The organism is Roseicella aerolata, from assembly GCF_020523605.1.
Classification (GTDB): domain Bacteria; phylum Pseudomonadota; class Alphaproteobacteria; order Acetobacterales; family Acetobacteraceae; genus Paracraurococcus; species Paracraurococcus aerolatus.
The window spans coordinates 120,098-132,720 of the sequence record NZ_JAJAQI010000013.1 but is presented as its reverse complement, the minus strand read 5'-3'; the positions used below and the strand labels follow the sequence as shown (position 1 = coordinate 132,720).

The following is a 12,623-nucleotide window of genomic DNA, read 5'->3' as shown; positions in this document are numbered from 1 at the left end:
CCCGCCGTGATCGCCCCCAGATAGGCCGCGAACCGCGCCTCGCCCGTCCTCGGCCGCCTTGTCTGCCTCTCTACCATCCCCCACATATAGGAAGACCGGAAAGCTTTGACACAGTAAGATTAATTCTTTGTCATGAAAAAGCGAGCATCCTGATCGCTCGGCCCGGAGAGGCATGACCCCAGGGCGGCGCGTCAGGCTGCGTGCCCGATGGACCTTCCGGGGCTTTACTGACCGCTGATAAGCAAAGAAAAGAAATCACCCCAGCATGTGCATGCTGTTACGCCGACTGCCCTTCCTCGGTCGGCAGAGGCCTGCAGTCCGGCGCAAGCTTTGCCCTGCGTAAAGCGGTCTCGGCAGAATGAAAGTTTTGTCATTCCTGTAATGGATCTGCCCATTCGGCCTCCGCCTTGAGCATGATTGACGCTGCGCGGCCGTTCTGAAAAAGGCTGGCCTGCTATGGCGCGACCCGACCCGCGACGCTTTCTTGCCAATGCGAGGGCAGACGGGTTGTTTTATGGCAGGCACAGGCGCGTCGTGCGCAACATGATCACAGGGGCGAGGAATGGCGAGCCAATCGGCAATCATAAGATCAGACTACGAGGTACGTCCCATGACGCGGGAGGAGCGGAAGGTCATCACCGCCTCTTCGCTCGGTACCGTCTTCGAGTGGTACGACTTCTATCTCTACGGGTCGCTGGCCGCCGTCATCGGCGCCAATTTCTTCAGCCAGTACCCCGAAGGTACGCGAAACATCTTCGCCCTGCTGGCCTTCGCCGCGGGCTTCCTGGTGCGCCCCTTCGGTGCGCTGGTCTTTGGCCGGCTCGGTGACCTGGTCGGACGGAAATACACCTTCCTCGTCACCATCCTGATCATGGGCGCCTCGACCTTCGTCGTCGGCATCCTGCCGACCTCGGACACGATCGGCATCGCCGCACCCATTATCCTGATCATCCTCCGCCTGCTGCAGGGCCTGGCGCTCGGCGGCGAGTATGGCGGCGCCGCGACCTATGTGGCGGAACACGCGCCGCATGGCCGCCGTGGCTTCTACACCTCCTTCATCCAGATCACGGCGACGGCGGGCCTCTTCCTCTCGCTACTCGTCATCCTCTTCACCCAACTCGCGGTGGGCCCGGATAATTTCCGCGTCTGGGGCTGGCGCATCCCCTTCCTGGTCTCGATCGTGCTGCTCGGCATCTCCGTCTGGATCCGGCTGCAGATGGAAGAAAGCCCGGCCTTCAAGAAGATGAAGGAGGAAGGCACCCACTCCAAGGCGCCGATCTCCGAGGCCTTCGGCCAGTGGAAGAACGCCAGGATCGCGCTCTTCGCCCTGCTCGGCCTCGTCGCCGGCCAGGCCGTGGTCTGGTACACGGGCCAGTTCTACGCCCTGTTCTTCCTCGGCCAGGTGCTGAAGGTCGATGCCTTCACCACCAACATGCTGATCGCCTGGTCGCTGCTGCTGGGCTCGGGCGGCTTCGTCTTCTTCGGCTGGCTGTCCGACAAGATCGGCCGCAAGCCGATCATCCTCGGCGGCTGCCTGATCGCCGCGCTCACCTACTTCCCGCTCTTCAAGCTGATGAGTGCGGAGGCGAACCCGGCGCTCGCCAAGGCGCATAGCGAGATCGCGGTGCAGGTGGTGACGGACAAGTCGGCCTGCTCCTTCCAGTTCAATCCGACCGGCACGGCGCGCTTCACCCTGCCCTGCGACATCGCCAAATCCGCGCTCGCCCGCGCCTCGGTCAACTACACGGTCGAGGACCGGACGGGCGCACCGGCGACAGTGGTGATCCAGGGCGGGCAGCCAATTCCGGCCGATAGCCCGACCTTCGCCCGCGACCTCCAGGCGGCGCTGACGGCGGCCGGCTACCCTGCGGCGCAGAACCCGTCGGTGGTGAAGATGTCGCACCCCTTCGACATCTTCGGTGAGCAGCAGGTCGTGCTGATCGGCATCCTCACGCTCCTGGTCATCTATGTGACCATGGTCTACGGACCGATCGCGGCGGCGCTGGTGGAGCTCTTCCCGACGCGTATCCGCTACACCTCCATGTCGCTGCCCTACCACATTGGCAATGGCTGGTTCGGCGGCCTGCTGCCGGCAACCTCCTTCGCCATGATCGCGCAGACCGGCGACGTGTATTTCGGGCTCTGGTACCCGATCGTCATCGCGCTCATGACGGTGGTGATCGGCCTGTTCTTCGTGCCGGAGACCAAGGACCGTGACATCTACGCCGAGGACACGCCGGAAACGCCGCATGAGCGACCGGCCAGCGCGAGCATCTGACGCTCGAAGCTGAACTGGTGGGCGCCGGGTGCAATCCCCGGCGCCCTTCATGTCTGGCGAAGCGCGCTTGGCAGCCCCATGCCGGCCACATGACCTTCGGACCGTGGTCCATGGTCACTCCGATGAAATGCGGCTTCACTCGATCCGGCGCGGCACCGCCGCCGCACTGCCCGGGCCCGCACGCGATGCCGGCGCGGGGCATCACGCGACCTCGTATGAGGCGCATCCTGTCCGCGGGATGCAATCCGGCCGGCGGCCGGTGAAGCTTCGGGCAGGCACGAGGCGGAGCCTCATGCCCGGCGAGTCCTGCCTGCCCCCTATCCGTGCGCGGCCCCTGCGACGACTCTGCCCATTCGACCGTTCGGACAGGGGGGGAGAAGATCCGTCAACCGGGGCGGAGATGCGTCACGGCCCGCAGCACAGGGCCGCTGCCCCTCCCCCCGCCTGCGGGGGAGCGAGGAGGCTCAGCGTGCCCGCGCGATGCAGAACTCGACGATCTCCGCGAGTGCCCGGCGCTCCGGCCCGTCCGGGAAGGCCCCGAGCGCCGCCAGCGCCTGGTCGCCATAAAGGCGCGCCCGCTCCACCGTATCGCGCAGCGCATGGTGCGCCTCGATCAGCCGCTGCGCCTTGGCGAGGTCTTCCGGCCCCTGCTCGCGGTCCTCCAGCGTGCGGCGCCAGAAGGCACGCTCCGCCTCGGTCCCGCGCTCGAAGGCCAGCAGCACCGGCAGGGTGATCTTGCCCTCCCGGAAATCATCGCCGACAGTCTTGCCCAGGCGCTCCTGCTGCGCCGCATAGTCCAGCGCATCATCCACCAGCTGGAAGGCGGTGCCGAGCGTTCGGCCATAGGTCTCGAGCGCCTCTTCCTCCGCCTGCGGCCGGTCGGCGACCACGGCGCCGATGCGCGTGGCGGCGGCAAAGAGCGCAGCGGTCTTGCCCTCGATCACCTGCAGATACTGCTGCTCGGTCGTCGTCGTGTCGTTCTGCGTGACGAGTTGCAGCACCTCGCCTTCCGCGATCGTCGCGGAGGCGGCGGAGAGAATGGCCAGCACCTTCAGCGAGCCATCCTGCACCATCAACTCGAAGGCGCGAGCGAAAAGGAAATCACCAACCAGCACGCTCGGCTTGTTGCCGAACAGCGCATTGGCGCTGGCCTGTCCGCGGCGCAGCGCGCTTTCATCGACCACGTCGTCATGCAGCAGCGTCGCGGTATGGATGAACTCGACGCAGGCGGCGAGGGCCACATGCCGATCGCCGCGATAGCCGCAGAGCCGCGCGGCGGCGAGTGTCAGCAGAGGCCGCAGCCGCTTGCCGCCGGCCGCGACGATATGCGCCGCAAGCTGCGGGATCAGCGCCACCGGGCTGTGCATGCGTTCGACGATCAGCCTGTTGCAGGCTTCCAGATCGTCGCGCACGAGCGCGGTCAGCGCCGTCAGCGCATCCTCACCGCCGGACGCGGTTCCCTTGATCGGCGAAGACTTCGCCATCGTTCCCGCTTCCGCGTCCACTTCACTTGACCCGAGGCTAGGGGGCGGCACCATAACGACGCTCCCACATGGCGGCAAGCGCAGGGAAAACAAGGATTTCGCTCGGAATGCGTGTCGTCGCCGAAAGCACGGACCCCGTGCGCGTCAGTTTCCTCATGGCCCTGCTGCGGGATGCGGGCATTCCCTGCATGCTGCTGGATGCGCATATCAGTGCCGTGGAGGGTGGCATCGGTGCCTTCCCGCGCCGCATCGCGGTGGTGGCGGAGGACCTGGCGGAAGCCCGCCGCGTGCTGATCGAGGCAGGCGAGGCGCCGGCATGAGCGAGGCCGAGCCGCTGACCGAGGACCATCTGCTGGGCGGGCGCGTGCGGTTGCGCCAGCCGCGGCGGGGCCTCAGGGCCGGGCTGGATGCGGTGCTGCTGGCGGCGGGCGTGCCGGCCCTGCCCGGCCAGCGCGTGCTGGAGGCAGGCTGCGGCAGCGGGGCGGGCTTCCTGTGCCTGGCGGCGCGGGTGCCCGGCCTCTCTATCCTGGCCGTGGAGCGGGAGCCGGACCTCGCCGCCCTTGCGCGGGCGAATGCCGCGGCCAATGGCCTTGCGGAGCGGGTGGAGGTGATCGAGGGCGATGTGCGGGACCTGGCGCTCGCGCGACGGTTGCCGCCCTGCGATCATGCCTTCGCCAACCCGCCCTTCTGGCCCGGCGGCACCGCGCCGCCCGAGGCGCTGCGCCGCGCCGCGACGCATGAGGAAGCGAGCCTGGCGGACTGGGCGCGCTTCCTGGCGGCGCCGCTCGGCCGGCGTGGCAGCCTCAGCCTGATTTTGCCGGCGGCGCGGCTGGATGCCGCCATGGCAGCGCTGGCGGCGGCCGGCTGCGGCGGAACGAGGCTGCTGCCCTTCTGGCCGCGCGCAGGCGTGCCGGCCAAACGCGTGCTGCTGCAGGCACGGCGACAGGGCCGCGGCCCGGCGCGGGTGGAGCCGGGGCTGGTGCTGCATGAAGGGACCGGATTCAGCCCGGCGGCGGAAGCGGTGCTGCGGGACGCGATACCGCTGCCGGGCTGAGGCCGTTCAGGCCGCGCGACCGCCAGCGTCTCCTGCCTCGACCGCAGGCTGTAGGCCAGTTCCGGCCATGCCGGGCGGGGTCTCAGCTTTCCTTGGATTCGGGATGGCGGAGGTACCAGAGCCGCTCATGGGCGGCGACCAGGCTCTCCATGTTCTTCCGGCGGTTGGTGTCCGGGGAGACAGGGCGGCGGGTCAGCATCATCTCCAGGATGCGCAGCAACTGCTCGGCGACCTCGTAATCGGCCTGATCGCAGGCGTGATGGAACGCAATCAGGATCTTGTCGGACAGGCGGCGGCTGTGCCGCGGCGCCGGGCCGCGAGCGGCATCGCGCGTGCCGTCCTGGTCTGAAGCCTCGTCCACCATCATCCTTGTCTCCAAGCCCGGCGCGCCGCTGCGACGCCGGGCAATCATGCCACAGAAAGTGATCTGAACCTAGGCCACCTTCGGACGGGCCCGGCTCAGCCAGCCGGCTGCCGGCCACGCTGTGCGGCAACGGCCGCGGCGATGTCCTCGGGCCGCATCTCCGGCCGGAACAAGGCCCGGACCCGCGCATCCGGACCGACCAGATAGATGAAGCTGGAGTGGTCCATCAGGTAGTCCGTCGTGTCCGATCTCTGCGCCCGTGCGTAATAGACCCGGTAGCGGCGCGCCACCTCCGCGACCTGCTCCGGCGTGCCGGTCAGCCCCTGCATGCGGGGATGGAAGCGGCTGACATAATCGGCCAGATGGGCCGGCGTGTCCCGCTGCGGGTCGACCGTGATGAAGACCGGCACCACCTCTTCCCCCGCCGGGCCCATGGCGTCGATGGCGGCCGCCATGGTGCCGAGTTCGGTCGGGCAGACATCCGGGCAGAAGCTGTAGCCGAAATAGACCAGCATCCACCGGCCAGCATAGTCGCCCTCCGTCACCGCGCGGCCCGCCTGGTCGGTCAGGTTGAAGCCGCCGCCGAGCGACATGCCCTGGGGCAGCTGGATGCCGCCGGCAGCGGGGACCGGCATCTGCGCGCCGAAAAGCAGGCCCAGGCGGCCGGCGAAGGCTTCCGCCAGCCCCTCGCCCGGCGCGCGGGTCACCCAGGCATAGGCCCAGACCCCACCCAGCAGGAGCAGGAGGATCAGGGCGAAGATGGGAATGGTCCTCAGCATGGAGTGTGATGTAGCCCCCACCTCGCCCGCCCGCCAGCGCAACCGGGCGACCTGATCCTCAACCCCCGCGGCGCGGCGGGCGACGACGCCGCAGGCCATGGCCAGGCCGAAGAGGGTCAGCGCAGGCCGCGGCGGGCTGGGCTCCGGCGGGTCCGTGCCCCGGATGCGGAAGCCATCGGGCGGATCAGAACGGAGCGGCAGCCCCTTGCAGTCCGGCGGTCGTCGGATGATGCGACGGCCGGCTCGAGATGCCTATGCGGGAATGGCCGCTTGGGTTCGGGCATCCCTGGACCATCCCGCAGGACGGCGCCGATCCGCGAGCAGTCAAAGCGGTCGCCGGCCCCGTGCCGGCGGAGACGCGGGCGGACCCGACGCTGCCCTTGATGCCCGGCATCGCCTTCATCTGCCTAAACCCGGCACCCGGAGACGGTCGCCGGAACCGGTGATGAGCAGATCGACGGAAGGGCTGGGCGACAGGCATCCGCCCGGATTGCCGTAGCGCGCCAGGAAGATTCGATGAGAGAGGTGCGGGAGAGGTATTCCCCCGCACCTCGATCCAGGTCTGCGGGTCTGGCGGCCGCCCGGCCAGCGCGCAGAAAACCCGGTCCCAGGCTGGCCGGTAAACCGGCGCTCAGCGCGCCACGACGTCCCCGGCCGCCCAGTTCTCGCCGATGCTCGGTGCCCAGACATCCTCCCACGAACCGGTCGTGCTGGCCTTCGAGTATTCCGTCGCGCGGTTCTCGAAAAAATTCGTGTGCTCGATCGCGTTCAGCATCTCGTCGAGCCAGGGCAGCGGGTTCTTCTCGATGTTGTAGTGCGGCTCCAACCCAAGCTGCTGCAGGCGGCGATCGGCGATGAAGCGGATGTAGCGCTTGGTCTGCTCGGCATCGAGCCCTTCCACGCCGCCCAGTTCGAAGGCGAGGTCGATGAAGGCGTCCTCGTGCTCGACGATGGTCGTGCAGATCTCGGTGATCTCGCGCTGCAACTGCTCCGTCCAGATCTCCGGATTCTCCTGCACGAAGGTGCGGAAGAGACGGATGATGGAGAGGCAGTGCAGCGTCTCGTCCCGCACCGACCAGGAGATGATCTGGCCCATCCCCTTCATCTTGTTGTAGCGCGGGAAGTTCATGAGGATGGCGAAGGAGGCGAAGAGCTGCAGGCCTTCGGTGAAGGCGCCGAAGGCGGCGAGCGTCTTGGCGATTTCGGTCTTGTTCTCGACCGAGAAGGCATGCATGTAGTCGTACTTGTCCTTCATCTCCTTGTATTTCAGGAAGGCGGTGTACTCCGCCTCCGGCATTCCCACCGTGTCGAGCAGGTGGGAATAGGCCGCGATGTGGATCGTTTCGATGTTGCTGAAGGCCGACAGCATCATGAGCACTTCCGTCGGCTTGAACACCTGGGAGTAGTGCTTCATGTAGCAGTTGTTCACCTCGACATCCGCCTGGGTGAAGAAGCGGAAGATCTGCGTCAGCAGGTTCCGCTCGGCAGCGGTGAGGTTCTTCTGCCAGTCCTTGACATCGTCCGCGAGCGGCACTTCCTCCGGCAGCCAGTGGACGCGCTGCTGCGTCAGCCAGGCGTCATAGGCCCAGGGGTAGCGGAAGGGCTTGTAGACGGGGTTGGCGGTCAGCAGGTCGAAATGCTGGGGAGCGCCGGTGGGGGAGATGCCGTCGGGCATGTTCTCAACCTTGGAAGTAGTTGACGATTTTTTCCGCAAGCTGGAAGGCCGCATTGCCGAGAGCTGCAACCGAGGTCAAATTTTGGATAACCGCCATCGCGTTTTCTCTCGGTTGCTCACGTGCTGCCTTAAATGCGGCACCGAGATCCTCGTCCACAACGGCGTTTGGGATCTGAAGCTGGCGCCGAAGAGTTGGGTACTCAATCACGAACGCGCGCCCCCCGACATCAGATAAGCGCACATCCCGAAAAGTCGCCTCAGCACACTGAGGTAGATCCTGAAAAAGGACTGCGTCGCCAGCACAGCCTTCGACAACGAAGTTTTGGACTATGAGCCTCATTCAAGGGTCTCCTGGAACCGACAGCTTCTCACTGGCAGGCCAGGCATTCCTCGTAGTCGTTGCTCTCTACCTTCGGGGCAGCCGCCGGCAGCGGCACCGCTGCCACCGCGGCCGGATCGTTCACCGCGGTCACGCTCAGCAGGTTCGGCACCACCTTCTCGCTGATCGTGTCGGCGCGCTGGATGGACAGGCTGCGGCAGTAGTAGAGCGACTTCACACCCTTCTTCCAGGCCATCCAGTGGATCTGGTGCAGGTCCCGCTTGTGGACATTCGCCGGCAGGAAGAGGTTCACAGACTGGCTCTGGCAGATATAGGGCGTGCGGTCCGCCGCATGCTCCACCACCCAGCGCTGGTCCAGTTCGAAGGCGGTCTTGAAGGTCAGCTTCTCCTGCTCCGTCAGGAAGTCCAGGTGCTGCACGCTGCCCTTGCTGACCGTGATGCTGGTCCAGGTCTCGTCATCGTCGCGCCCGTGCTTCGCCAGCGCCTTCTTCAGGTAGGGGTTGCGGACGATGTAGCTGCCGGACAGCGTCTTGTGGTTGTAGACATTGGCCGCGATCGGCTCGATGCCCGGGCTCGCGCCGCCGCAGATGATGGAGATGCTCGCCGTCGGCGCGATCGCCATCTTGTTCGAGAAGCGCTCCATGAAGCCGTATTCCGCGGCGTCCGGGCAGGGCCCGCGCTCCTCCGCCAGGATGCGGCTGGCGACATCGGCCTGCTCGCGGATGTGCTTGAACATCCGCCTGTTCCAGACCTTCGCGATAGCGCTCTCGAAAGGCACGTTCAGCGATTGCAGGAAGCTGTGGAAGCCCATGACGCCGAGGCCGACGGAACGCTCCCGCATCGCGGAGTACTTCGCCTTGGCCATGGAATCGGGCGCGGTGTCGATGAACTCCTGCAGGACGTTGTCGAGGAAGCGCATCACGTCCGGGATGAACCGCGGATTGTCCTTCCACTCGAACCAGGTCTCGAGGTTGAGGGAGGAGAGGCAGCAGACCGCGGTGCGGTCACGCCCGTGCTGGTCCTTGCCGGTCGGCAGGGTGATCTCGGAACAGAGGTTGGAGGTCTTCACCTCCAGCCCCGCCAGCTTCTGGTGCTCCGGCCGCGCCCGGTTCACGTGGTCGGAGAAGACCAGGTAGGGCTCGCCCGTCTCGATCCGCGCCGTGAGGATGCGAATCCAGAGGCCGCGGGCCGAGACCTTGCGGACGATGGCGTCGTCCTTCGGGCTGGTCAGCGGCCACTCCTCATCGGCCTCGACTGCCCGCATGAAGGCGTCGGAGACGAGAATGCCGTGGTGCAGGTTCAGCGCCTTGCGATTCGGGTCGCCGCCCGTGGGGCGGCGGATCTCGATGAACTCCTCCACCTCCGGATGGCTGATCGGCAGGTAGCAGGCGGCCGAGCCGCGCCGCAGCGAGCCCTGGGAAATCGCCAGCGTCAGCGAATCCATCACGCGGATGAAGGGCACGACGCCGGAGGTCTTGCCGTTGCGCCCGACCTTCTCGCCGATTCCCCGCAGGTTCCCCCAGTAGCTGCCGATGCCGCCGCCCTTGGCGGCCAGCCAGACATTCTCGTTCCAGAGGCCGACGATGCCCTCGAGGCTGTCATTCGCCTCGTTCAGGAAGCAGGAGATCGGCAGGCCGCGCGTCGTGCCGCCATTGGACAGCACCGGTGTCGCCGGCATGAACCAGAGCCGCGAGATGTAGTCGTAGATGCGCTGGGAATGGGCGGCATCGTCGCCGAAGGCGCTGGCGACGCGCGCGAAGAGATCCTGGTAGCTTTCGCCCGGAAGCAGGTAGCGGTCGTCGAGGGTCGCCTTGCCGAAATCGGTCAGCAGCGCGTCCCGCGACCGGTCCACCTGCACCTGGTGGTGACCCTCCAACTGCACCGCATCGAACACGGCCACATCCCCCTCAATCCCCCGGACCGGAGCATGCATGTCGGATGGTTCCTACACAAGATATTGGAGCGAGAGCGCCACCATAACACCAGATCGGGTATCAGGTTGCAAGAAAGACGGATCGGCGCCGGGTGCCGGCATTCCGCCAACGTTCGTGTTACGTTCCACACATTAGGGCGCTTGGCGGCAGGCGCCGTCAAGGTGGATCGAGCGCCATACGAAGCGGCCGGGTGGCGGGACTCGCTCCACCGCGGCGAGTCCCGCCACCCGGCCGGGCAAGGACGGAAGGCAGCGTGGCGCCACGGACACAGCTTCGCGCCAAGCGCCGGGCGTCACGTCCTCCGGAACTCACCGGCCATCTCCCCGCATGGTGATGCGCCGCCGATAGCCGACTGCGGACAGGCATCACCACCAATCCGCCATCGGCCATTGATCGTGGAGCGAAGTCTCGCGCCGGGGCGTCCAGGCATCTCCACGATCCGCTCCGACAGATCGTCCGGGCGGGCATTCGCGTCGCCTGCACCGATTCCCCAGGCGATGTGTCCTCTAGAGGCCGTTGGTTGCCCGAATGCTGACGCAGCACGGCGTCGCGCACAGCCTCCGCGCCGCGGCTGCGCGCCCGCTCCTGATTTTTCGCATCCATGCGGGCCGATGGGTGACGCGATGCCTGGCCTGCAAGGGGCGCGGTTGCCGCCGCGGCGGGTGCAGCGCGGGCAATCCATGGGAAGGATGCCATGCCAATGATCGAGCATGGCGCGACCGGCTTGGCCGATCAGACCGCCGGCACGGCCTCACCCGATGGGCCTTGATGCCGGCAGGGACGCGGGCCCGGCGCCGCCCCCGATTGTCCTGCGGCCGCTTCGCCACTCGACGCGCTGCGGCGAGCAGGCCCGGCGCACGGGTCAGCCGGGGCTTTCGGCCGGCCGGCGGCGCGACGGGCGCGGGACGCAGGCCGGATCCCCAGGCGGCGCGCCGGGCGGGCAGGCCTCCGCACGGCGCGGTCGCGGCGTGGGGGCCGCCCCCGTGCCTGCGGGATCGGGCCGGCGCGGCGACGCCTCGGCCGCAGCCGGGTCGCGGGCCGGGCGGGGTGGCGCGGCGGTCCGGCCGCGCCGCTCGGTCCAGCCGCGCACCTCCGCCCAGACATCCCCTGGCTCGGTCTGCAGCGGTCCCATGCCTGGCCCGGCCGCCCCGGCATTCGGCCGCGCGGCGGTTCCGGCGCGCGGCGCCGTCCCCTGGGATTGGTCCTGGGCGGCAGCCACCATCGGGCACAGGGCCAGGAGCAAGGCGAGCGGCGCGGCCCGGCGCCATCCGGGCGCGGCCGCCCCGGGACGGGACGCAAGCATGCAACTCCTCCTCGGTCGAAAGGCCGCTGTTTGTCAGCCCGGCGCCCCTGGATGCAAGCCTTTAGCCGGCGCTCCGCGTTCCGCACCAATCCGCGATGAAGGCGGCGATCGCGAGCGTGGTCTTCTTCAGATGCGCGAGTTCGGTGCGCTCGTCGAAGGCATGCGCCCCCTCCCCCTTCGGTCCGTAGCAAAGGCCCGGGATGCCGAAATAGAGGCCGTAGAAGCGGGTGTCGTTCACCGCGGTGGTGATGCGGGCCGGCATTGCCTCCCCGAAGACCGCCTGATGCGCCGCGGCCAGCACCGCCTCGGCCTCCGTCCCCGGCTCCAGCACATAGCCATCGGCGAGGAAGCCGTGCCAGCTGACCGAAGGCGGGTTGTTGGCGAGGAAATTGTCGCTCTTCGCCGCCTCGGCGATGCAGCGCTCCACCCCGGCCTTCGCCTCGGCCACATCGGTCCCCGGCAGCAGGCCGATGCGGCAATCGACCTCGCACCAGGCGGGCGTGCTGCTCGCCCAGTCGCCGCCACGGATGATGCCGGGGTTGAACTTCAGCGGGGACTCGATGTCCATGTACCACGGATGGCTGCGCGCCTCCTCATTGATGCGCTTCGTATGCTCCTGCAGCGCCTGGATCAGGTGATAGGCGGAGAGGATGGCATTCGTCCCGCTCTGCGCCACCGCGACATGCACCGGCACGCCACGGACCGAGATGCGGAACCAGAGCGTGCCGGTATGCGCGCGGGTGATCGTGCCGCCCGTCGGCTCCGGCACCAGCGCGGCCTCGGCGCGGTAGCCGCGCAGGAGCGTCGAGAGGGCGCCGTTGCCGGTGCTCTCCTCCTCCGTCACGGTCTGGATATGCACATCGGCCGCCGGCTCCAGCCCGGCGGTCCGTAGCGCGTCCATGGCGAAGATCATGGCGGCGACGCCCGACTTCATGTCATGCGCGCCGCGGCCATGCATCCAGCCATCCCTGATGGTCGCGCTGTAGGGCGGGTAGGTCCACATCTCGGCCGGGCCCTCCGGCACCACGTCGATATGCCCCTGCAGGATCAGGCTGCGGCCCGTGGGATTGGCCGCGCGATGAGTGGCAACCACCTGCACCGATTTCGCCGGATCGGCCTCCACCATCGGGCTCGCCCTGGGATGCTGGGCGAGCGGCACATCGGCCAGGGTGTAGCGGTCGACGCCATAGCCGCGGGCGGCGAGCTGGCGCGCCATCCAGTCCTGCAGCGGCGCCTCGTTGCCGCGGGTGCTGGGGAAACGCACGAGGTCGGCCAGGAAGGCAACCTCCTTCTCGAAATTCGCCTCCACCGCCTGAGACAGGCGGGCAAGCAGCGCGGCGTCGGGCATTGTCACTCCGGTTTCGGCTGGGCGGGAGGAAGCCTCCGCCCGCCGCCTCGTCACCGTCAAGCCA

The 12,623-nt window shown here is 67.7% G+C and carries 10 protein-coding genes; 3 read left to right on the top strand and 7 right to left on the bottom strand.

From position 1 onward, the window contains the following. The first annotated feature begins 562 nt into the window (after nucleotides 1–562). Complete coding sequence (locus LHA35_RS10810) at nucleotides 563–2,278, top strand: MFS transporter (protein WP_226608160.1); 1,716 nt, start codon at nucleotides 563–565, stop codon at nucleotides 2,276–2,278. Nucleotides 2,279–2,742: 464 nt separating this feature from the next. Here LHA35_RS10810 and LHA35_RS10805 read toward each other — a convergent pair whose 3' ends face one another. Beyond that, on the bottom strand, nucleotides 2,743–3,762 hold the full coding sequence (locus LHA35_RS10805) for a polyprenyl synthetase family protein (RefSeq protein ID WP_226608158.1): 1,020 nt from the start codon (nucleotides 3,760–3,762) through the stop codon (nucleotides 2,743–2,745). A gap of 107 nt (nucleotides 3,763–3,869) precedes the next feature. On the opposite strand from LHA35_RS10805, the gene LHA35_RS10800 reads away from it, so the two are divergent. Both LHA35_RS10800 and LHA35_RS10795 read left to right on the top strand, forming a co-directional pair. After that, complete coding sequence (locus tag LHA35_RS10800; protein WP_226608157.1) at nucleotides 3,870–4,082, top strand: putative signal transducing protein; 213 nt, start codon at nucleotides 3,870–3,872, stop codon at nucleotides 4,080–4,082. After that, nucleotides 4,079–4,816: a tRNA1(Val) (adenine(37)-N6)-methyltransferase gene (locus LHA35_RS10795; RefSeq protein ID WP_226608155.1), complete on the top strand. Its 738-nt coding sequence runs from the start codon at nucleotides 4,079–4,081 to the stop codon at nucleotides 4,814–4,816. Before LHA35_RS10800 ends, LHA35_RS10795 begins: the two co-directional genes overlap by 4 nt. An 82-nt stretch (nucleotides 4,817–4,898) precedes the next feature. On the opposite strand, the gene LHA35_RS10790 is transcribed toward LHA35_RS10795, so the two are convergent. The 6 genes from LHA35_RS10790 to LHA35_RS10765 all read right to left on the bottom strand — a co-directional run bounded on the left by LHA35_RS10790 (nucleotide 4,899) and on the right by LHA35_RS10765 (nucleotide 12,559). Then, nucleotides 4,899–5,180, bottom strand: a complete 282-nt coding sequence (locus LHA35_RS10790; RefSeq protein WP_226608163.1) for a hypothetical protein — start codon at nucleotides 5,178–5,180, stop codon at nucleotides 4,899–4,901. Between the two features lie 95 nt (nucleotides 5,181–5,275). After that, nucleotides 5,276–5,959, bottom strand: a complete 684-nt coding sequence (locus LHA35_RS10785; protein ID WP_226608153.1) for an SCO family protein — start codon at nucleotides 5,957–5,959, stop codon at nucleotides 5,276–5,278. 631 nt (nucleotides 5,960–6,590) lie between these two features. Further along, the gene (locus LHA35_RS10780) at nucleotides 6,591–7,634 is read right to left on the bottom strand and encodes a ribonucleotide-diphosphate reductase subunit beta (protein ID WP_226608149.1); all 1,044 of its coding nucleotides are present in this window, start codon (nucleotides 7,632–7,634) and stop codon (nucleotides 6,591–6,593) included. Nucleotides 7,635–7,638: 4 nt separating this feature from the next. Then, nucleotides 7,639–7,974, bottom strand: a complete 336-nt coding sequence (locus tag LHA35_RS10775; protein ID WP_226608147.1) for a hypothetical protein — start codon at nucleotides 7,972–7,974, stop codon at nucleotides 7,639–7,641. Between the two features lie 28 nt (nucleotides 7,975–8,002). Next, the gene (locus LHA35_RS10770; RefSeq protein ID WP_226608146.1) at nucleotides 8,003–9,907 is read right to left on the bottom strand and encodes a ribonucleoside-diphosphate reductase subunit alpha; all 1,905 of its coding nucleotides are present in this window, start codon (nucleotides 9,905–9,907) and stop codon (nucleotides 8,003–8,005) included. A gap of 1,365 nt (nucleotides 9,908–11,272) precedes the next feature. Continuing rightward, a complete protein-coding gene (locus LHA35_RS10765) occupies nucleotides 11,273–12,559 on the bottom strand; it encodes an ArgE/DapE family deacylase (RefSeq protein WP_226608144.1) in 1,287 nt (428 codons plus the stop codon). Between the last annotated feature and the right edge of the window lie 64 nt (nucleotides 12,560–12,623).

Coding starts and splice junctions, on each gene's coding strand:
- LHA35_RS10795 (WP_226608155.1), top strand. CDS start 4,079: ATGAGCGAGGCCGAGCCGCTGACCGAGGACCATCTGCTGGGCGGGCGC.
- LHA35_RS10785 (WP_226608153.1), bottom strand. CDS start 5,959: ATGCTGAGGACCATTCCCATCTTCGCCCTGATCCTCCTGCTCCTGCTG.
- LHA35_RS10800 (WP_226608157.1), top strand. CDS start 3,870: ATGCGTGTCGTCGCCGAAAGCACGGACCCCGTGCGCGTCAGTTTCCTC.
- LHA35_RS10805 (WP_226608158.1), bottom strand. CDS start 3,762: ATGGCGAAGTCTTCGCCGATCAAGGGAACCGCGTCCGGCGGTGAGGAT.
- LHA35_RS10775 (WP_226608147.1), bottom strand. CDS start 7,974: ATGAGGCTCATAGTCCAAAACTTCGTTGTCGAAGGCTGTGCTGGCGAC.
- LHA35_RS10780 (WP_226608149.1), bottom strand. CDS start 7,634: ATGCCCGACGGCATCTCCCCCACCGGCGCTCCCCAGCATTTCGACCTG.
- LHA35_RS10790 (WP_226608163.1), bottom strand. CDS start 5,180: ATGGTGGACGAGGCTTCAGACCAGGACGGCACGCGCGATGCCGCTCGC.
- LHA35_RS10765 (WP_226608144.1), bottom strand. CDS start 12,559: ATGCCCGACGCCGCGCTGCTTGCCCGCCTGTCTCAGGCGGTGGAGGCG.
- LHA35_RS10770 (WP_226608146.1), bottom strand. CDS start 9,907: ATGCATGCTCCGGTCCGGGGGATTGAGGGGGATGTGGCCGTGTTCGAT.
- LHA35_RS10810 (WP_226608160.1), top strand. CDS start 563: ATGGCGAGCCAATCGGCAATCATAAGATCAGACTACGAGGTACGTCCC.